At 38.4% G+C, this 21,383-nt stretch carries 20 protein-coding genes and 1 pseudogene; 8 read left to right on the top strand and 13 right to left on the bottom strand.

Annotated features, from left to right (window positions below; genetic code table 11):
- Nucleotides 1-70: 70 nt before the first annotated feature.
- The 11 genes and pseudogenes from ACTQZM_RS03045 to lepB form a co-directional block, all read right to left on the bottom strand.
- On the bottom strand, nt 71-568 hold the full coding sequence (locus tag ACTQZM_RS03045; RefSeq protein WP_000342539.1) for an antirestriction protein ArdA: 498 nt from the start codon (nt 566-568) through the stop codon (nt 71-73).
- An 89-nt stretch (nt 569-657) separates the two neighbouring features.
- Complete coding sequence (locus ACTQZM_RS03050) at nt 658-906, bottom strand: hypothetical protein (RefSeq protein ID WP_441652859.1); 249 nt, start codon at nt 904-906, stop codon at nt 658-660.
- Nucleotides 907-948: 42 nt separating this feature from the next.
- A complete protein-coding gene (mobT, locus tag ACTQZM_RS03055; protein WP_000398284.1) occupies nt 949-2,154 on the bottom strand; it encodes a MobT family relaxase in 1,206 nt (401 codons plus the stop codon).
- A gap of 177 nt (nt 2,155-2,331) precedes the next feature.
- Entirely contained in the window at nt 2,332-3,717 is a 1,386-nt protein-coding gene (locus ACTQZM_RS03060; RefSeq protein WP_000813488.1) for an FtsK/SpoIIIE domain-containing protein, read from the bottom strand.
- 28 nt (nt 3,718-3,745) lie between these two features.
- A complete protein-coding gene (locus ACTQZM_RS03065) occupies nt 3,746-4,132 on the bottom strand; it encodes a YdcP family protein (RefSeq protein ID WP_000985015.1) in 387 nt (128 codons plus the stop codon).
- 15 nt (nt 4,133-4,147) lie between these two features.
- Nucleotides 4,148-4,462, bottom strand: a complete 315-nt coding sequence (locus ACTQZM_RS03070) for a YdcP family protein (RefSeq protein WP_000420682.1) — start codon at nt 4,460-4,462, stop codon at nt 4,148-4,150.
- A gap of 404 nt (nt 4,463-4,866) precedes the next feature.
- On the bottom strand, nt 4,867-5,877 hold the full coding sequence (locus ACTQZM_RS03075; protein ID WP_441652860.1) for an L-threonylcarbamoyladenylate synthase: 1,011 nt from the start codon (nt 5,875-5,877) through the stop codon (nt 4,867-4,869).
- 94 nt (nt 5,878-5,971) lie between these two features.
- Nucleotides 5,972-6,814 carry a peptide chain release factor N(5)-glutamine methyltransferase gene (gene prmC, locus ACTQZM_RS03080; RefSeq protein ID WP_441652861.1) on the bottom strand — a complete coding sequence of 281 codons (843 nt, stop codon included), beginning with the start codon at nt 6,812-6,814 and terminating at the stop codon, nt 5,972-5,974.
- Nucleotides 6,807-7,880, bottom strand: a complete 1,074-nt coding sequence (prfA, locus tag ACTQZM_RS03085) for a peptide chain release factor 1 (RefSeq protein ID WP_047242220.1) — start codon at nt 7,878-7,880, stop codon at nt 6,807-6,809. The genes prmC and prfA overlap by 8 nt, the downstream gene beginning before the upstream one ends.
- A gap of 34 nt (nt 7,881-7,914) precedes the next feature.
- Nucleotides 7,915-8,496 (bottom strand): annotated as a pseudogene (locus ACTQZM_RS03090) (thymidine kinase); the annotation flags it as partial.
- Nucleotides 8,497-8,682: 186 nt separating this feature from the next.
- Nucleotides 8,683-9,258, bottom strand: coding sequence for a signal peptidase I (gene lepB / locus ACTQZM_RS03095; protein ID WP_441652862.1), 576 nt, complete (start codon nt 9,256-9,258; stop codon nt 8,683-8,685).
- Between the two features lie 172 nt (nt 9,259-9,430).
- Here lepB and ACTQZM_RS03100 point away from each other — a divergent pair, with 172 nt between their 5' ends.
- From ACTQZM_RS03100 to ACTQZM_RS03125, 6 genes are all read left to right on the top strand, one after another.
- The gene (locus ACTQZM_RS03100; protein WP_441652863.1) at nt 9,431-11,188 is read left to right on the top strand and encodes a LytS/YhcK type 5TM receptor domain-containing protein; all 1,758 of its coding nucleotides are present in this window, start codon (nt 9,431-9,433) and stop codon (nt 11,186-11,188) included.
- 5 nt (nt 11,189-11,193) lie between these two features.
- Complete coding sequence (locus ACTQZM_RS03105) at nt 11,194-11,928, top strand: LytR/AlgR family response regulator transcription factor (protein ID WP_441652864.1); 735 nt, start codon at nt 11,194-11,196, stop codon at nt 11,926-11,928.
- A gap of 156 nt (nt 11,929-12,084) precedes the next feature.
- Nucleotides 12,085-12,519 (top strand): antiholin-like murein hydrolase modulator LrgA, encoded by a 435-nt coding sequence (lrgA, locus tag ACTQZM_RS03110; protein WP_087662666.1) that lies wholly within the window; start codon nt 12,085-12,087, stop codon nt 12,517-12,519.
- Nucleotides 12,516-13,199, top strand: coding sequence for an antiholin-like protein LrgB (gene lrgB / locus ACTQZM_RS03115; RefSeq protein WP_016250863.1), 684 nt, complete (start codon nt 12,516-12,518; stop codon nt 13,197-13,199). Before lrgA ends, lrgB begins: the two co-directional genes overlap by 4 nt.
- A gap of 167 nt (nt 13,200-13,366) precedes the next feature.
- A complete protein-coding gene (locus tag ACTQZM_RS03120) occupies nt 13,367-14,719 on the top strand; it encodes a MurT ligase domain-containing protein (RefSeq protein WP_441652865.1) in 1,353 nt (450 codons plus the stop codon).
- On the top strand, nt 14,712-15,386 hold the full coding sequence (locus tag ACTQZM_RS03125) for a type 1 glutamine amidotransferase (RefSeq protein WP_047341857.1): 675 nt from the start codon (nt 14,712-14,714) through the stop codon (nt 15,384-15,386). Before ACTQZM_RS03120 ends, ACTQZM_RS03125 begins: the two co-directional genes overlap by 8 nt.
- Nucleotides 15,387-15,429: 43 nt before the next feature.
- Here the strand turns inward: ACTQZM_RS03125 and ACTQZM_RS03130 are convergent, their stop codons facing one another.
- Nucleotides 15,430-16,077, bottom strand: a complete 648-nt coding sequence (locus ACTQZM_RS03130; protein ID WP_171332928.1) for an HAD family hydrolase — start codon at nt 16,075-16,077, stop codon at nt 15,430-15,432.
- A gap of 236 nt (nt 16,078-16,313) precedes the next feature.
- Between ACTQZM_RS03130 and ACTQZM_RS03135 the strand changes: the two genes are divergently transcribed.
- A complete protein-coding gene (locus ACTQZM_RS03135; protein WP_441652866.1) occupies nt 16,314-18,578 on the top strand; it encodes a glycoside hydrolase family 65 protein in 2,265 nt (754 codons plus the stop codon).
- Nucleotides 18,579-18,737: 159 nt separating this feature from the next.
- Nucleotides 18,738-19,754 carry a LacI family DNA-binding transcriptional regulator gene (locus tag ACTQZM_RS03140; RefSeq protein WP_248621212.1) on the top strand — a complete coding sequence of 339 codons (1,017 nt, stop codon included), beginning with the start codon at nt 18,738-18,740 and terminating at the stop codon, nt 19,752-19,754.
- 47 nt (nt 19,755-19,801) lie between these two features.
- Here ACTQZM_RS03140 and ACTQZM_RS03145 read toward each other — a convergent pair whose 3' ends face one another.
- Nucleotides 19,802-21,328 (bottom strand): AMP-binding protein, encoded by a 1,527-nt coding sequence (locus ACTQZM_RS03145; protein WP_441652867.1) that lies wholly within the window; start codon nt 21,326-21,328, stop codon nt 19,802-19,804.
- Nucleotides 21,329-21,383: the final 55 nt, after the last annotated feature.

The raw sequence follows: 21,383 nt of genomic DNA on the forward strand, positions 1-21,383 counted from the left end.
AAAAATAGGGGTAGCTGATTGAGCCACCCCGTAAAATAGAAAATCTGCCAGTAGTAATGTACCGACAGATTTAATAGACGATTTCAAAAATCCCATGATTGGTTGAGATAAACGTTCCTGAAAGGTCTAAATCCCGACCATAGGCTTGATAATCAATATAGTTTTGAAGACTAGCTGGTACTTCGCCTAAAGCACCCGTTTCTTCAATGTAGTAGCGTGCCACGTCATACATATCATCACAATCGGAATGAATGATAATATCCTCTTGATGTTCGCTTAGTTCCTCAATGCTTGAAAAATGAGTGAGCAGAGCAGATAGCTCCGATTGTAATTCTTCGGGTAATTCCGATACCATTTCCCATAGTCGATTGAGTTCGCCAATGGAAGTGTATTCGTCAACCGTAAAGGGTAACTCGTAGTCATGAATGGCGTATTCCTCATATTCATCATTCAAGCCGATTTTCTCTTTGACTTCCTCAAAGTCAATGGGAAAGGTAAACCACGCACCGACCAATTCGCCCTCATTGTATTTGCCTAAATTCGCAATATAGACTTGCATATCGTCCATATATTCACGTCCTTTCTTTGTAGAGATTCAAAAATCCCTACCGCACTTCGTTTGGTGTACCATTCCTTTGCGGAACATAAGAAAACCACTTATATTCCACAAAAGAACGGTTTTATTTTAGCACCAATAATGCGATTGAATAGCTCTAGTAAAATGTCTTTTACTCCAGCAGCGTTGAAGACTAAGCCAACCGCAATAATCGCAATAATTAAAAAGCCAATCAGTTTGCTAAACTCACGCTTGAAGCCAAGATACAAGCCAATCACAACGATTGCTAAAAGCACCAGTGATTGAGCGTTTGATAGAAACCAGTTATAAAGGTTTTGTCCAAAATTCATAAAAATGTTCTCCTCTCTATATTCAATGAATTTGTATTTGAGTTATTTTTTTGTTGTTATCACGTCCTGTTCTTTTACTGACTGTTGCTTCAAAATCTGCTTGTGTCGGTCTGTCAGTTTCGCATGGTCGAGAATGTCTTTTACAACCTGCGTCTGGTTGATTTCATCAAGTTTAATCGCAACCTTTAAGGTCGGGGCAACTTGATGAGATAGCCAGTTCAGCGTCCTTTGGAAGGAGTAAGGCTCTGGTTTTGTGGTTAGTTTTAATCGTTCACGATTGTTCCCAATAAACCAAGCCCATTCTTCATTCAGTTTCCAATCAGAACGAGGTTTGGAATCGTCTTTATCTACAAAACGGATATACCGATTGATAATTTTAAAGGCGGTATGCTCTGGATTGTCATAGACGAGTAAATCACGGACTGCATAATAGGCACGCTCATTTTTCAATCGAATCTCAAAACGGTTTTTTACTTCTGCGTCTTCAATGGGAATATCATTTTTCTTGTACTGCTCGTAGTCCTTTTCATAGATACAGAAATAAACTTCACTTTGTAATGAACCGATATAGAGGGTGTTTCCCATACATTCCTTTTCCTCTTTGCGTACCAGTTCGCCACTGCGATAGCTTTTAAAACTGCGGAAGACGGAGATACATTCTTCCTGTTGGCACTTTTCAGTGAGTACAGGGATATTCAAAATCCCTGTCTTATCGTTAATGGCAAGGTCAAGGCGTTTCATCACACCGCCAGCCACCAAAACGTCCATAAAGAACTCATACCAGCTTCTTTGTTGTGCCAGAAGATAGCTTTCAAATTGTCTGCACCCACGACCTTTCAATTCCACCAGAACTCCTTTGTCCAGTTCATGGGAGCAAAGGACGAATATGTCGCCTAAAGCATAATGCTCTGAATAAGAATAGAAACCATAGTCCTCATGAAGAAAATAGGACAGTTTCAGTTGTAAGATGTTTTCGACCACCTGCTGTACGTCTGTTGTCGGAAAGCGAATCCTTACATAATCAAACAGCATTTCAAGGGGAGCGTCGGGATTGAAGCGTTCCAGAGCTTCCCAAAGGGACTGCTGTAAATCCTCTGATGGCTTGACTTTTCCTGTTTCAATATCGCTTAGATACTGCCTTGTAATACCAGTCGCAACAGCTAAACGGTTTTGAGATAGTCCATAAGCCAAGCGTTTTTCTTTTAAATGCTGTAACCAAGTTTGTTCATTCAGTAAAAATCCCTCCAATCAAAAAGGCGTATGTCAACTTTTAAAGCCCATTTGACATACGCTGAAATTTTGTAAATCCCTTGTAACCAAAGGATTTTCTAATGTTTTTTTGACTGTTTCCTGTCGATTTGTACCCCCCTGTTAGATACGGGGGGTTAAGTGCTGGCGTGGCTATTGCCACACCAGCCAGCAAGATCAGTCCACACCTGCGACTTCCGCTTCGCACGTCGCCTGCGTGGACTGTCTGCTGTTGGATAACTTTTTAATTTCCTCCAAGAAATCATATCCTTTTGGTACAAGGGGAGTATAAAACTCTGATATGACACTTGTTCCTACATCAACATAGCCACGACCTTTGATTCGCTTTAAGAAGAAATCCTTTTGTACGTCACTGCCAAACATCATGCCATAGCCCATTTCAGACATACGACCTAAAGCCACTCTGAAATTAAACTGATCACGGATTCCGTCGCCTAAATATTTTGCGTCTGGACGTTGACAAGCCAGTATTAGAAAGAAGCCAGCTTGACGACCTAACATGACAATCTGTTTCAGCTTATTCATAACTGCGGTGTTTTCTTTTGTTCCCAGCATTTCCATGAAAGCGACGTATTCATCAAAGATTAAGAAGTGTGCCGGGAGACCTAAGTAAGCATAATTTTTGCCAGTCTTATAGTTCTTCATCTGCTTCATTTCCTCACTACGTTTCATCATTTCTTCATAGAATGTTTCAATGCAAGAAAGCAAGTCTTCTTTTCTATAGTAGACATTTGCCATCACAGAACCTAAGTCCGCAAGGTCAGCATTTTTCGGGTCAAGAATATACAGTTTTGAATCTGTATGAAGCAAGGCTTCAATCAGTGTCAGTATAAAGTAAGTTTTACCGCCACCTGTACCACCAGCAATCAACATATGAGGGAGCTTATCATATTCCCACCATACGTTTTTCATTAAGCGAAGTTTACCATCTTTAGCTTCTACTTCATCAATAGAAATACGACTGGCTATGGTGTCATAGAGCAAAGTATATTCCACATAGGAATCCTTTAACTCTTTATCCGTCAGCTCACAGTACAAGCCACTCTCTAATTTCTTTTCCAAGTGTAAGAGTTGGTCTTGATATTTTCCCAGCGTGATTTCCACCCGTATCTGTATCAAGCCATTTTTAAGTCGATAATACATTTTAGGGAAGTAGGTTATCTTTTCCTTTGTACGACCAGCACTATCTTTAAAGAAACCCTCTGTTTTGACCTGTTCAGATTCATACCACTTGTTTTCAAGTATCATCTTTGCCAGTTTTTGACGGTGGTAAAGTTGTTTAACCGTATCATAGCGAACCCGTTTGAATACAAACGCTACCAGCAAGCAGATAAGAATTGCGACACTGAAACTGATAATTAAATAGGGAATGTCAATCTTATCTGCTTGTGATAGGTTAAAATCCTGCCAGTTGATCTGCTGGATTGTCTTCACATGAAACAGTCCGACAACCAGCAGGAAAACAGGCAGGAGTGACGCTATCGTAAAATGAAAGACTAAATCTTTACCAGATGGGCGAATCCTTTTACCACGCTGTTTCATGCGAAAAAGTCTCCTTTCTACCTAGCGACTATTTGTCTTGTGTCGGTTCTTTCTTTGCTTGTGGTTGAGCTTTGAATGAACTAGAATCCTTTGTCAGCACAATATCGTCTGCCTTGATATACCAGTCAACATCTGCTCCTTGATAGGTGGCAGTAGCAACGGTGTCCGCAATGGGATTGATAAGTTCCACCCGTGCGTTATAATCAAACTCTTTCAAAGGCACGCTGGCAGGAATACTTACTTGAATCATGCGTCCTTGTCCTTTGGATTTTAAGTCATAGGTACGTTCCTTGATTTCATCTGAAACCGACCCGTCTTCATTTTGGATTCTCACTTCACGACGTAGAGCAGAGAATTTCAATTCTCCAAAAGTCGTGTCTTTATCTAATACAATGCCATTTGCTAATCTCATCATTTTTCCTCTCTTTCTTTATTCTTTTATCATGTCGTCAGCATGTAAAAGGTAATTTGTAAAACCACGAGTGCCGATTTTGTAGCCCTCTGCGGTAATACGTGGATTGACTAACTTCACACGTTCCTCAAAGCCGAAATGTTTTTCGCCAGCTTCAGCAGGAAGCACCACCACAATATCATCTGCTCTTTGAACATCAGAATAGAGATTATAGCTTCTTGATAAGACAGTTAGCCGTCCGTTGATTCTTCGCTGAACGACTTTATCCTCGCCAGCAAATTCTAAATTGCCGAATGTTTTTTCCATGTTGGGAATCACAAATTTAAGTTCCATATTTTTACCTATCCTTTCTTTTTTATTGGCTGAATGAATGTTTGATGGTCTTAAAGAGTGGGGAACGACCTTTTGATTCTTGATTTTTTGTTTTCATAAGTTCACTTCCTTTCAAAATCGGGTAAAAAAATAGACACCTCATTTTTTGAAGTGTCTACCTATTAAATATTCAAATTTTATTGGAAGTATCTTTATATCTTCACTTTTCAAGGATAAATCGTCGTATCAAAGCTCATTCATAAGTAGTAAATTAGTAGTAAATTGAGTGGTTTTGACCTTGATAAAGTGTGATAAGTCCAGTTTTTATGCGGATAACTAGATTTTTATGCTATTTTTCAACTAAAAAAACATTGACTATCCATTATTGGTAGATAGACAATGTTTTAAAAACTATACTTATGATTTTATACTTCATATATTTTTTGTCCGGCGGCTTTTTTTAGTCGATTCATATAGGCCTGACCTAACCCAGTTTCCGCAGTCGTTGTGACTAAAATCAAATCCAAGTCCTGTTCATCTAATGCCCGTAAGCCTGCGAACAATCCTTTTGTCGCCGCTTCAACAGACTCATCTTCATAAGCTGAAACCAACTCAGCATTTAGGCCTACTAATTGCTTCGGACTAGCCAATAAGCCTAATTTCTTACCTTGAGTGTTAAAATCATCAACGGCTTGGGCTAGATTTTCTGGTTGAACCATCATTACTGGTGTATTTGGTGAATAATGTTTATATTTCATTCCAGGTGATTTTGGGGTTTCACTTTCTTTGACTAAATGTTTGTCCAAAAGAATCTCCATATCTAGAAAATCTGCTAACATTTCCCTCGTGATGGCACCTGGTCTTAAAATCATTGGTGCTGCTTCAGGATTACTCAAATCTAGGACTGTAGACTCTACCCCAACCTGACAATTGCCCCCATCCACAATGCCAGCAATTTTTCCTTGCAAATCATGATAGACATGGGCAGCGCAAGTAGGACTAGGCTTTCCTGAAGTATTGGCACTCGGTCCAACTAACGGCACCCCAGCTTGATGGATCAAATCTAAAGTCAATTTTGCATTTGGCATCCGAAAAGCGGCGGTCGTCAAGCCACCTGTTACTTCTTGTGGTAAAGAGCCCGGAATAATTTCAAAAATTAACGTTAAAGGTCCTGGCCAAAACTGTTGGACGATTTTTTCTGCCAAAGGATGTAGTGTTTGAATATATTTTTTTGCTTGTTCAAAACTTTCTACATGGACAATCAGCGGATTATCACTCGGGCGGCCTTTTACTGCAAAAACTTGTTTAACCGCTTCTTTATCCAAAGCATTCGCCCCTAAGCCATACACTGTCTCAGTAGGAAAAGCCACGACTTGACCTGATTTTAATAACTGTGCCGGTGTCGCTAAATCCTGTTTATATATGATTGTATCCACAACTTATCCACATCCTTTTTTCATACATTTCTTGATTTATACACATTTCTTACTTAATTATCCCCAACTTGTGGAAAAGATATCCACTTATCCACTATTCCACCACAATCATTCGGTCATTACCAAATAAATCTTTGTGAATCGACACTTGCTTTTTAGGAAAGGCTGCTTGAAAGATTTCCTTCACAGCAGGACCTTGCATAAAACCAATTTCTAAAAATATCTTACCATCCTTAGCTAACTTACTTTGTGCTTGTTGGGCGAGTTTTTGATAAATCGCAAGGCCATTATTTTCCGCAAATAAGGCCATTTTTGGTTCAAACTCGCGGACACTGACATCCATTAATTCATATTCATCTTGGCTTATATAAGGTGGGTTGGAAATTAAAACATCAATCGGACCTGCTACTTCATCTAAGCAATCACTTAAAATAAACTCAAGTACCACACCAATTTGTTGAGCATTTTCCTTCGCAACTTCTAATGCAGCCGAGGATAGATCCACCGCACTCACCTGCCAAGTGGGGCGTTTATCTTTTAAGCTAATCGCAATCGCACCTGTTCCCGTCCCCACATCAACGACTTTTAAAGCTTGATTCGCTTGTTTTTGCGTTAACTTTAAACACTTTTCTACTAATTCTTCAGTTTCAGGACGCGGAATCAAGGTATCCGGAGTCACTTTGAAGCGATAATCCAAAAATGCTTCACTACCAATTAAATATTGTGGAGGATAGTGGTCTAATAGCTTAGCCAGATCCTCATCGATTTGCTTTTGATCTTCTGGAGTTATTGGCTCATGCATATGCAATAAATAGTCCGTTTTATTCCAGTGTTTGCGTTGTAAGAAGACATATTCAATCATATGACCTTCTAATTGATTTTGCTCTAAAAACGAAGAAGCCCTAGCCAGGACTTCTCGATAACTATTTTTACCCATTTTGCAACTCTTCTAATTTTGAAGTTTGATCATAAACGATTAATGCATCAATGACTTCATCTAGTTTGCCAGATAAAATTTGGTCTAATTTTTGAATCGTTAAACCAATGCGATGATCTGTGACACGATTTTGTGGGAAGTTATAAGTACGAATGCGTTCAGAACGATCTCCCGTACCAACGGCTGATTTACGATTTGCATCATATTCACTACGAGCTTCTTGTTGCATTTGGTCATAGACACGTGCACGTAATACTTTCATCGCTTTTTCACGGTTTTTTAGCTGTGAACGTTCATCTTGCATGGCAACCACGATTCCAGTTGGGATGTGAGTCAAACGTACCGCAGAGGCAGTCTTGTTGACGTGCTGACCACCGGCACCTGATGCATGATAAATGTCCGTACGAATATCTTTGTCTTCAATTTCAACTTCGACTTCTTCAGCTTCTGGCATCACGACAACCGTTGCAGTAGAAGTGTGAATACGACCTTGAGATTCTGTAGATGGCACGCGTTGGACACGGTGAGCGCCTGATTCGTATTTCAATTTAGAGAAGACATTATCACCAGTAATCATCATAATCACTTCTTTATATCCACCGATACCTGTGATATTCGCATCCATCACTTCGACTTTCCAACCTTGAGATTCAGCATAGCGTTGGTACATATTAAATAAGTCGCCGGCAAATAAAGCTGCTTCATCTCCACCAGCAGCACCACGGATTTCCATAATAATGTTTTTATCATCGTTTGGATCTTTTGGTAATAATAAGATTTTGATTTTTGCTTCTAGTTCTTCTTTTTCTTTCTTCAAATCAGCTAATTCTTCTTTAGCTAATTCCGTCATTTCAGGATCTAAGTTTTCTGCTAGCATTTCTTCCGCATCACTTATTCCTTGCACGACTTGTTTATAACGGCGATAAGTTTCCACAGTTTCGCGCGTATTTGCTTCTTCTTTTGACAAAGCCATAAAACGCTTCGTATCCGCAATCACTTCAGGGTCACTTAATAATTCGCCTAATTCTTCATAACGGTCTTCAATTGCTTGTAATTGATCGTACATTGTATTCTCCTTTATTCATTTTTATTTTTCGTCGTTCGTTTTTTTCATTCATTTCAGGATGGAAGTAATGATGGCGACAAACTGGATAATACGCTTCATTGCCTCCAATTTGTACTTGGTCCCCTTCATAGACTGGCTTTCCATCAATATAGTGTAAATTCATCGTTGCTTTTTTATGACAGAACCAACAAATCGTCTTCATTTCTTCTATCTTATCGGCATAAAGCAATAAATACTGTGAACCTTCGAATAATTCATTGCGAAAATCATTTTTCAAACCAAAGGCCATCACAGGAATATTTAACTCATCGACCACGCGCGTAAAAGCTAATACATGATGTTTTTTCAAGAATTGCGCTTCATCAATCAATACACAATAAGGCTTTTGTTCTAAATTGGCAATCGTTTCATATACATCCGTCTCATCAAAAATTGGAATGGCTGTACGCTCTAAACCAATCCGACTAGCAACATTACCAACACCAGAACGCGTATCTAGACCACTAGTCATGAGTACGACTGGCTTATTTTGCTCTTCATAGTTATGCGCGACTTTTAAAATTTCGATGGATTTTCCACTATTCATCGCACCATATTTAAAAAATAATTGGGCCATTTTTTCACTCCTCAAACATTCCTTTAGTATTATACTTGATACACTAGCTTTCGTGCAAGCCAATCTATTTAGGAATATTGAAAACTTCAAGCTTGCTTACAATTCTCTCAACCAAACGATAACAAAAAAAGGATATCCTCACTAACAGTCCAATACCATTAGCTTTAAATATCCTTTCAAGCATACTTAATCTTTAAACATTTTAATCCTATCAAATGGGAAATACCGTAATACAACTTCACCACGCATCAATTTTTTAGTAATAAAGCCAAACTCACGACTATCCAATGACACCAAGCGATTATCCCCCATCACGAAATATTTTCCCTCAGGTACCTTTATTGAAAAATCTTGCGTGAAATTGCTGACTGTAGCGGCAGTATTGCGATAATCCAATGAATAACTGTACTCTTCTTGCAAACGATTTTTGGCAAATTTCGCTTTAAAATCTTTAAGGTAAGGTTCATTATAAGCTTTGCCGTTAATCAATAATTGATCATTTTTATATTCAATCGTATCTCCCGGCAACCCAATCAAACGCTTAACAGCTACTTTACTTTGATCATTGGGCTCGACTGTCGTAATGATATCAAATCGTTCTGGTTGAAATACTTTACTTACAATTAACTTTTGACCATCTGCTAAAGTCGGATCCATCGAATGGCCTTTTACAGTTACAGGCTCAAAGACAAAGATTCGCACAAGTAAAATCAACAAAATAATTAAAATAAGCGAACCCCATTCACGTAAAAATTTTAACAAAAGCTATCCACCTCATTTTTATCTACATAACTATAAGTATTGTAGCGAAAATAAGGGAAAGAATAAAGGAAAAAGTCAGAAAATGGGAAAAATTTAAAAGAATGTTGTGTGGCTAGACAAATAAGGAAAAAACTTTTACCATAAATAATATGAAAAAAATGGAAGTGATTTTATGTTTGAGTTGTTAATCTTAATGATGGAACGTGTGGGTTTAATCATTTTAATGGCTTTTTTACTAGTAAATATTCCTTACTTTAAACAAGTTCTCTTGAATCGTCAAAAATTGCAAGCCAAAATTATTTTAACGATTATTTTTGGGATATTCGTTATCATTGCCAATCTAACCGGGATAGAAATCACCAAAAATACAATTCTACCGGCTAACTTTTTGCCAACAATTTCGACCCAAGCAGCCATCGCCAATACTAGAACTTTAGTCATTACGGTATCTGGTCTAGTAGGTGGTCCAGTTGTTGGGACTGCAGTTGGGTTCATTGCAGGGATCCATCGACTATGGCAAGGGACAATGAATGATTTTTTCTATGTGCCTTCCTCGATACTGATTGGGTTTATCGCAGGCTGGCTCGGACAACGTAAAATGCATCGCCACGCCTTTATTTCGACGATGGAGGCGACCTTGATTGCTGCTTTAATGGAATGTGTCCAAATGGGATTTATCTTATTTTTTAGTCCTAGCTTTACAAGTGGCTTAAATTTGATTCGTTTTATTGGTTTTCCGATGATTTTACTCAATAGCGTGGGGACCTTTATCTTCATGTCGATTTTAACCATTACCTTCAATCAAGAAGAGCAAGCCAAGGCCGTCCAAACCCATGAAGTACTCGATCTTGCTGCCCAAACTTTACCATATTTTCGTGAAGGACTACATAAGGATTCAGCGCGCAAAGTTGCTAGTATTATCCAGCATTATACGAAGGTTAGTGCCATTAGTATTACCGATACCCATCAAATATTGGCTCATGTCGGCAAAGGGGATGACCACCATATTCCCGAACTAGAAGTCATTACCGAGCTATCTAAACGAGTCTTAAAAACCGGCGAAATGACGATTGCTAGAAGTAAGGCTGAAGTTGGGTGCTCGCATCCTGATTGTCCCTTACAAGCGGCCATAGTCATTCCTTTATTTTCAAAAAATCAAATTGTTGGCACGCTGAAAATGTATTTTGATAATCCTGATGACTTGACCCATGTGGAAGAGCAATTAGCAGAAGGACTAGCCTTGATTTTCTCCAGTCAAATCGAACTGGGGGAAGCAGAAGTGCAGTCGAAACTCTTAAAAGAAGCCGAAATCAAATCCTTACAAGCTCAAGTCAATCCTCACTTTTTCTTTAATGCCATCAATACCATTTCTGCCTTGATGCGTATCGATAGCACCAAAGCCCGCGAACTATTGCTACAACTCAGCAAGTATTTTCGTGGTAATTTACAAGGGGCCATTGCGACAACGATTCAAGTCCAACAAGAATTAGATCAAGTCAAAGCGTATCTGGCCTTAGAGCAAGCACGATTCCCTGAGCGCTATCATATTGTCTTTGATGTCGAAGAAGATTGTTTAGAATGTTTCATCCCACCTTATGCCATTCAAGTGTTAGTCGAAAATACGATTAAACATGGCTTTAAAAACCGCAAAGAAAATAATCAAGTCTATGTCCAAATCCAAAAAGATGACCAAGCCTTGCACATTGATGTCTTTGATAATGGCGAAGGAATTCCAGAAAAACGTCTCGCCTTATTAGGCAAACAAACGGTAGAATCAGAAAAAGGAACGGGTACTGCACTGGAAAATCTCGCCCGACGTATCCAAACCCTTTATGATAATCAGGGAAATTTCTTCATTGAAAATAATCCTGAAGGTGGTAGCCATGTCGCACTGACCATCCCTCAGCTCAATCAATCATTGAAAGGATAGATTTTATGCACGTATTAATCGTTGATGATGAACCATTTGCTAGAGAAGAACTTGCTTATCTTGTTAAGCAACACCCACAAGTGACCTCCATCGCACAGGCAGATAGTGTCGAGCAAGCCATCGCCCAACTAATCGACCAAAAAACGGACTTGCTCTTTTTAGATATTCATTTAACCGGAGAAAGTGGCTTTGACTTAGCGGAAAAATTGATCAAAGTCCAAAATCCACCCTACCTTGTCTTTGCCACCGCTTATGATCAATATGCGCTCAAAGCTTTTCAAGTTAATGCCAAAGACTATATCTTAAAACCTTTTGATGCCGAGCAAATCCAGCAGGTCATCCATAAAGCCAGTCAAGCAAATCCAGCATCTCAATCTACAAGTCAACCAGTCTTGGCAAATGAAAAAGAAGATTTTGATGCCATTGCGATTCAAGGAGAAGACCGGATTTACATGGTAGCGCCGAAAGATATTTACTGCGTCTTGGTGGAAGAAAAAACCTTAAGTATCAATACCAAAGACCAAACGTATCAAATGCCCGGTAGCCTGAATCAAATGGAACAAAAACTACCAAAAAGCATATTTATTAAAACCCATCGCAGCTATTTAATTAATCGTAAAAAAGTCCAAGAAATCCAACCTTGGTTCAACCACACCTTGCAAGTCATCTTGACTAATGGCCAAAAAGTACCCGTTAGTCGCTCATATCTGAAAGAATTTAAAGAAATATTTGGCATTTAAAGCATTGTCTTTTAGGCATCTCAAGTGTAATTGGGCATTTGAGGTGTCTTATTTTGCATTTCGCGCCAAATTTGATTCATTTAATGGTAAAAACGCTTTATTTATTTTAGAAAGCGCTATACTTTAATCAAGAAAACGTTAAGGAAGTGCTTAAACATGAAAAAATCTGAATACTCATTTTGTCAACAAGCGGTCATTTTTGCTATCATTATTTTAATTTCGAAATTTGTGGCCAATCTACTTCCTATCCCCGTTCCTTCATCGGTGGTGGGCATGATTTTATTATTTATCGCCTTATGTACCGGTGTGGTCAAACTCGAACAAGTAGAAGGTTTAAGTAATAGTTTATCTAAAGTCATTACCTTTTTATTCGTCCCATCTGGCATCTCACTTGTGAATTCCTTAGATTTAATGGCAAGCTATGGATTACAAATTGTATTCGTGATTCTCGTAGCTACCTTAGCTTTATTATTCGTTACTGGTTGGTCTGGTGCATTACTCTTAAAATTACGCCAAGCCAAAAAATTCCAACTATCCGACCTTATCCCATTCAAACAAACCCAAGCTAACAAAGGAGATGTTAGATTATGAACGCTTATATCGGAATCATTATTTCATTAGTTGTATTTGAAATTGGGGTCTTTTTATTCAAGAAAAGTAAAAACTTCTTCTTATTTACGCCTTTATTTGTCGCAATGGTTTTGGGTGTGATTGTCTTAAAAGTAACAGGTATTAGTTATGAACAATACAACGAAGGCGGCAAATACATTAGCTTTTTCCTAGAACCAGCCACCGTTGCTTTTGCGATTCCTTTATATAAAAAACGCGATGTCTTAAAAAAATATTGGTTTGAAATCGTCTTAGCCTTAACGATTGGTTCGATTGGTTCCTTATTCAGTGTAATTGTAGTAGGCAAACTCATCCATATGCATCCAGCTATCATTGCCTCTATTTTGCCACAAGCCGCAACAACAGCCATCGCGGTACCTATTAGTGAATCTATTGGCGGTGTGGCTTCCATTACAGCCTTTACGGTTATCTTTAATGGTGTGTTGACCTATGCTTTAGGTAAAATGGCGCTACGATATTTTAGAATCAAAGACGAAATCGCTCAAGGTCTATCATTAGGCGCAGCTGGTCATGCACTCGGAGTGGCTGTAAGTATGGAATTAGGCGAAACCGAAACGGCCATGGCAAGTATCGCCGTAGTTATCGTTGGCTTAGTTACGGTGGTTGTCGTACCTATCTTTGCCCCTTTTATCGGAATTTAATGAGGTATTCCCTCTCCTTTGTCTTATTTGATTTGTTGATGTACAAGTCAGTAAGGCAAAGTTTTTTTATTTTTTATAAAATCTTGCTTACTCCTTCATGCGCATTATCTTTTTGGGACATTCTATGGTATGATAGTTCTGTTAATTGAACAATTGGAGGAAGATTTATGAGTATCAAGAGTCTTTTGGCCACAGCTGTCGGTAAAAGCTCTTTATGGTTTTTAAAGACATTTATGAAAGGTGGTTCAAGCTTACCAGGAAAGTTAGCCTTAAAGATTGACCCACAAATATTAGATCACTTAGCTAAAGATTATCAAGTCGTTGTCGTTACTGGTACCAATGGCAAAACGTTAACAACGGCTTTAACTGTAAATATATTAAAACAAGAATTTGACCATGTTCTAACCAATCCAACAGGCGCAAATATGGTCCAAGGAATCGTCTCTACTTTTTTATCTGCTAAAGTGAAAAAAGGTGAGAAAAAATTTGCCGTTCTAGAAATTGACGAAGCTTCTTTAAGTAAAGTTACTGAATATATTAAGCCTGAACTCTTTGTCTTTACGAATATTTTTCGAGATCAAATGGACCGTTACGGCGAAATCTATACTACTTATCGTTTAATTGTCGAAGGTGCCGCAAAATCTCCACAAGCGACCATTTTAGCCAATGGAGATTCGCCTATCTTTAACTCGATTGACACGGTAAATCCTAGAATCTATTATGGGTTTAATCATCAAGCAGATCAGGAACAGATGGCCCATTACAATACGGATGGCGTGCTTTGTCCACATTGTCATCATATTTTGCACTACAAGCTGAATACCTATGCCAATCTTGGAAAATATTACTGTCCAAACTGTGATTTCAAACGTCCAGCATTAACCTATCAATTAACCGATTTGAAAGAAATGAGTAATACGCATGCCAAATTTGTGATTGACGGGGAAGAATACGGCATTGAAGTGGGGGGAATGTATAATATTTATAATGCTTTAGCGGCTTGTTCGGTGGCTGAATATTATCATGTCAGTCCTGAAAAAATCCGCAAAGGCCTAGCTTACGATGAAAAAGTCTTTGGTCGTCAAGAAGTCATCCAAATTAAAGATAAAAAATGCACCCTAGTATTAGTAAAAAATCCAGTAGGAATAAACCAAGTCATTGATATGATTGGCCTTGCTCCTCGTCCTTTCTCTTTAGTTTGTCTATTAAATGCGAACTATGCCGATGGGATTGACGTCAGCTGGATTTGGGATGGCAATCATGAAGCCTTTGCCGACATGGCGATTCCTCAAGTGATTGCTGGTGGCGAACGACATAAAGATATGGCCCTACGCTTAAAGGTTGCCGGAATTGAAGAAGATAAATTGACTGAAGTCCGCGAACTAGATGAAGTTATTGAACAAATTGCAACTTTACCAACAGAAAATGTCTATATCTTAGCAACTTATACCGCTGTGTTACAATTACGCAAAAAATTAGCTGAAAAAGGCTACATTAAAGGAGGGATGGATCGTGGCTAATTATGAATTACACCTTTGCCATTTATACGGAAACCTCCTCAATACGTATGGCGATAACGGAAATTTATTAATGCTTCAATATGTCGCCAAAAAAATGGGCATTACCTTAACAACAGAAATTGTCAGTATCCATCAAGAATTTAAGGCGGATGATTTTGATTTAATTTTCTTTGGGGGTGGGCAAGATTTTGAGCAAGTCATCGTGGCTGAAGACTTACCTACAAAAAAGGAAGAACTCACTCGCTATATTGAAAATGATGGGGTCATGTTAGCCATTTGTGGTGGGTATCAATTACTTGGACATTACTATATCGGTGCTCATGGCGAACAAATTAAAGGTATTGGTGCACTCGATCACTATACATTAAGCCAGGAAAATAATCGTTTCATTGGCGATACCGAGATTTATAATGAGGAATTTGATGAAACTTATTATGGCTTTGAAAATCACAATGGGATGACCTTCTTAGGAAAAGGCGAAAAACCTCTGGGCAAAGTCATCCAAGGAAAAGGCAATAATGGGCAAGACCAAACAGAAGGTGTGATTTACAAAAACGTCTTTGGGAGCTACTTCCACGGTCCTATCCTAGCTAGAAATGAAATCCTAGCCAAACGCTTAATTTTAACCGCACTAAAGAAAAAATATCCGAATGAACAATTTGACTAACAAAAAACTCGTACGCCCAGTCAGACTGGTTGTACGAGTTTTTTTACAATGCTAATAAACGTTGAATATCCACCTGTTGATAGTCGGTCACTATCTTATCGGCGGCTGATAAATCTTGTTTAGGGTATTCGGGATTTGCAAAACCAATCGTATACATCCCGGCATTTTTAGCTGCGCGACTGCCATTTTTCGTATCTTCAAAAACAATACACTCACTAGGATTGCGCGCAATACGTTTAGCCGCTTCTAAAAAGACATCCGGAGCAGGCTTACCATGTTCGACTTCATCAGCGCTCACATAGGCACTAAAACAATCGATAATCCCTAGTTCAGTGAGATATTGTTTAATCTCATTTCTCGGTGATGCTGAAGCCACAGCCAACTTAAACCCTGCCTGATGCAACGCCTTGACTAATGCCACTGCTCCTTTGATTGGTTTGACCCCAGTTTCTTGAAAAATAGCTTTGCGGCGTTGATTCATCTCTTGAATATATTCATCCACTGATTTTGGTAGGTCAAATTCTTTTTTCATTTCTTCCCACATAAAAGTAAAAGTCGTGCCCATAAACTGGTAATGATAACTCGTTTCTACCGGATGACCCGCCTCAGCTAACATATCAGACTTACTCTTAAAAAAAGTATATTCAGAGTCTACTAATACTCCATCCATATCAAAAATCACTGTTTGCATATTCTCGCTTCCTTCCTCCACTCATCTACATACTTAGTCTATCACAAACAACTTTTGCAAAACAATCAAACTTGAAAACGCAACCGATTCCCAAACAATTAATTACCAATTTAAGCATTGTCAATCCTTGATATTTACCCCAAAAATATTTTTTTCATTTTTTTGCATTTTCAACTTGACTTGCGCAACCGTTTGCGTTTAAAATATAAGTGACTTAATAAACGGAGGAGTATATCATGAAACAAATTAAACGATTATTTGAAATTGATCCCTGGAAAATTCGCACAACAAAATTAGATAAAGAAAATCGCCGACTACAAGAATCGCTAACTAGTATCGGTAATGGCTACATGGGGATGCGCGGAAACTTTGAAGAAACTTATAGCGCAGACCACCATCAAGGTACTTATATTGCTGGGGTTTGGTTTCCGGATAAAACGCGTGTAGGTTGGTGGAAAAATGGTTATCCTGAATATTTCGGGAAAGTCATTAATGCAGTGAACTTCTTAAGTCTTGAAATCTTAGTTAATGGTCAAGTATTAGATTTAGCTCAACTTGATCCGCAAGACTTCAAAATGGAATTAGACATGCAAAACGGTCTATTATCTCGCTCATTCGTCGTAGCTTTTGACGATTGTAAAGTTCGTTTTGAATTTGAGCGTTTCTTAAGTATCGTGAAAAAAGAATTAGCTTTTATCCGTCTAACAGCAACTGTACTTGAAGGAGAAGCAACCATTCAAATTAATTCTAGCTTGGACAATAATGTAACCAATGAAGACAGTAACTATGATGAACATTTCTGGGAAGAAGTTGCACAAGGAGAAACAGATGGCTTTAGTTATGTCACTGCCCGCACTATCGCTAATCCATTTGGTGTCCCACAATTCACTGTCACTTCTGCAATGAAACACAACTTTGAAAGTGAAGCAAGCTTAGAAGCACCTTTAATGATCAGCAATCAATTTGTCTTTAACAAAAAACAAGGAGAAAGCTTTACTTTTGAAAAAGAAGTAGTCATCGTAACCAGTCGTGATGTTGAAGAAGACGAACAAGTAGCTAAAGTTGCTGAATTATATGCTGCTTTTGGTAATGACTATGAAGCCTTAAAAGCCGAACAAGCTCAAGCATGGCAAAAACGTTGGGAATTAGCCGATGTCGTGATTAATGGCGATGATGCTGCTCAACAAGGTATTCGCTTTAACTTATTCCAATTATTCTCTACCTACTACGGTGAAGATGAACGCTTAAACATCGGTCCTAAAGGATTTACTGGTGAAAAATATGGTGGTGCAACTTACTGGGATACAGAAGCTTATGCCGTACCATTATACTTATCTTTAGCTGATCCAAGCGTGACTCGTAGCTTATTGAAATATCGTCATAATCAATTACCACAAGCTTATCACAACGCCCGTCAACAAGGTCTAGCTGGTGCGCTTTATCCAATGGTTACCTTCACAGGGGTAGAATGTCATAATGAGTGGGAAATCACTTTTGAAGAAATCCACCGTAATGGCGCAATTGCTTATGCGATTTACAATTATACGAACTATACTGGCGACACAACTTATCTTGCTAAAGAAGGTTTAGAAGTATTAACAGGAATTGCACGCTTCTGGGCTGACCGTGTGCACTATTCTAAACGCAATGATAAGTACATGATTCACGGTGTTACTGGTCCAAACGAATACGAAAACAATATTAACAACAACTGGTATACCAACTACATCGCACGTTGGGTTCTAAAATATACCTTAGAAAGCTATCGTCGTTTCCAAGACCAAGCAACCTTAGAAATCTCTGAAGACGAACAAGCAAAATGGGAAGATATTATTGAAAAAATGTATTTCCCTTACGATGAAGAATTAGATGTCTTTGTCCAACATGATACTTTCTTAGATAAAGATTTACGTCCAGTTTCTAGCTTAGACAAATCAGACTTACCATTGAACCAAAATTGGTCATGGGATAAGATTTTACGTTCTTGCTTCATTAAACAAGCCGACGTTTTACAAGGAATTTACTTCTTTGAGGATCAATTTACTTTAGAACAAAAACGCAACAACTTTAACTTCTATGAACCAATGACTGTCCATGAATCTTCTCTTTCAGCATGTATTCACGCAATCTTAGCTGCTGAACTAGGCATGGAAGAAAAAGCAGTTGAAATGTATGAACGTACAGCTCGTCTCGATTTGGATAACTACAACAATGATACTGAAGATGGCTTACACATTACTTCTATGACTGGTAGCTGGTTAGGTATTGTACAAGGATTTGCCCAAATGAAGACAGCCAACGAAACATTAAGCTTTGCCCCATTTGTGCCACAATCATGGAGCGACTATGCCTTCCACATTAACTACCGTGGACGTTTATTAGCGATTAATGTTAATAAAGAAGCCGTTACTGTTGAAAAATTAAGTGGCGATGCTTTAAGTCTAAAACTTTATGATAAAGATTATGAATTAACCGATAAAATTACTGTTGCGTTAAACTAAAATCAATTGCAACCAGACACTAAGACGGATGCACCTTCTCTGGGGCACCGTCTTTTCTTCTTATTATGCAAATGTTGCGTACAAATGTATTCTTTCACTAGCAAAAGAGAATATTTTCTGATACTATGGTTACGGTTACTTTTAATTGGGAGGAAAATAATGAGTATTACAGTAAAAGATGTGGCGAAAAGAGCGGGTGTGGCAACTTCGACCGTTTCTCGTGTGATTAATGATCACCCCAGTATCTCTGAAGAAACAAAAAAAAGAGTCCGCGCCATTATGGATGATATGGGATATATTCCAAATTTAACCGCGCGCAATCTTGGTAAACAAGTCTCCAATGCTATTGGAATCATCTTGCCTCCACTAGACTCCAAGGAACGCTTAGGCAACCCTTTTTATTTAGAAACAATTGAAACAATCAATGAAGAAGCTCGTCAATCTGGTATGACTGTGGCAATTGCAACGGCCTTAAATTTTGATTCTTTATTAGAAAATGTCAAACAAATGCATCGCCAAAAACAAGTCGATGGTTTTATTTTGACTTATTCAGATAATCACGATCCGATTATTCGCTATTTAATGGAAGAGGATGTGCCATTTACTCTAATCGGTCAACCTTATAATCAAGAGCAAAAAATTACCTATGTCGACAATGATAACCAGCTATTAGGCAAACAAGCAACTGAATACCTGATTAATCATCATCATCAAAAAATTCTTTTCATAACCAATACCACGCAGGAAAATGTTTATTTCGAGCGTTACTTTGGTTATCAAAAAGCGATGATGTTAGCCAATCTTGAAGTCAAACCGGCTGTAACTTTTCAACATCCAGAAGACTATGTCAATTTTGAAGAACTTTTAAAAATCGAAAAACCAACAGCCTTAGTGGTCATTGATGATTTATTTGCGATGCGTATTATCCAATTATTAAATCTCTATCAATATCAAGTACCTGATGACTTATCCATTATCAGTTTTAACAACTCAATTTTTGCGACCCTCGTGCACCCTTATTTGACGAGTATCGACGTAGATGTGGCTGAATTGGGTAAGATGGCGACCCAGAGTTTGATCCATAAGCTCAATGATAATCAACAAACAAGCGGTCGAATGGTGGTTCCTCATCAATTGATCAAACGCGAAACCGTCATTGATCTTAATCAACAGTAAAAAAATTCCCCAGATAAAAGCTGAGTGCGCTATCTGGGGGATTTTTATTATCCTTCATTTTTTAGTGATTCTTCAATATACAAACGGCGGACTTTCATCGTAGCTGTTCGTGGAATATCATCAAAATCGCGAATAATTGGCGCATTAAGATGAGGTAGATCTTCTACTTGTTTCCACCAAGCCTCCCAGTCCATTTCGCAATCTGGCGCTAAGGCAATCACTGGTTGGGCATGTCCTTGTTTATCGCGCACCATCACGACTTCTGATAAGAAATCTAAATGGTCTAATAAGAAGTCTTCTAAAGCTAGGTTGCTATCAATATTTTCAATTAAATCTACTTGGCGATCTTTAAGGTATAAATGACCTTGTTCATCCATGCAACCATAGTCACCAGAATCCCACCAAGCACCATAAACATTATCTTTAAAGCGTTGGTCTTCTTTATAATAAGTCAAAGCACGACCTTTTGATAAGAAATGAATATGACCATCTTGATTCGCTGGTAGCACATTGCCTTTTTCATCTGCAATGCGCGCTTTGGTTAACTCACCTAAACCTATCCCCATATCACGGGCATTATCCGTTGGTAAGGTTGCAAGTGTATGCGCTTTTAGAATCATTGGTCCACATTCACTTTGACCATAGACTTGTAAGAAGATTGGATCTTGCTTTTCACTCGCTTTTAAGAAAGTATGCATGGTCTTCTTGTTAATAGCATCAAAAGTCGAATGATAATAACGAATACTATCAAAACTTTCTGGTTGTTTCGCAGCGGTAAAACTCCATTGCACAAAATTATTTGGATGAGTTTCTAGAGCGATTGGTTGATGTTTGGCTATCAGACCAGCTACTTTTTCACCATCTGAAGTAGCTAAAGGCATCATCGGAAAAGCCATTGCCATCAACGAAGACACACCAATATTAAAACGTGAATGGACTGGAGAAATATGGAAAGCGACCAATTTTTTCTCCGCAATCTTTGTAAAGACCGTTCTTTGCCAAACCGTACGCCAACCCATCGAATGATAAGAATGACAAATTAATTTTGGAATCCCAGTCGTTCCTGAAGTATGCGTCATATAAGCAATTTCATCAGGGTCTAAGCTGACTTGTTCCACAGGCGTAATCTCGCTAGCTAAAAGACGGCTCACTTCGATTTTACGTTCATCATCTAAATTATTAATGGCAAGTACGCGTTCTTTCGTTTCATCATCATAAATAATAAATGGCTTTTCTAAACGGTCCACGAATACTTCCATGGTTTCAGTTGGAAAATGATAAGAAATCATCACCGGAACCGCACCTAGATAAGACGCAGCCACCGCTAATAAATAAGTATCGAATTTAGGGCTCTTGTACATAATGACCTTATCACGTGCCTTAATCCCTAAAGTGGCTAATTGACAAGCACGTTTCACAATGATTTCGTGACTAATTTGATAATTACTTTCTAAGCCTAATTCCGGAAAAGCCGGTAATACTTCATCCAGCAAAATAGGCGTTGTTGGATAATTTTGTGCTGCTTGTTGATAATTGGTATACAAATTAAGTGGTTGATACGCTGTTGCATCCATTATGTTCACCTCAACTAAAAATTTGAATTTTAAAGTGGTAAACCCTACTCGCTTC

This window comes from Enterococcus cecorum (assembly GCF_052119425.1).
Lineage (GTDB): Bacteria > Bacillota > Bacilli > Lactobacillales > Enterococcaceae > Enterococcus_E > Enterococcus_E cecorum_C.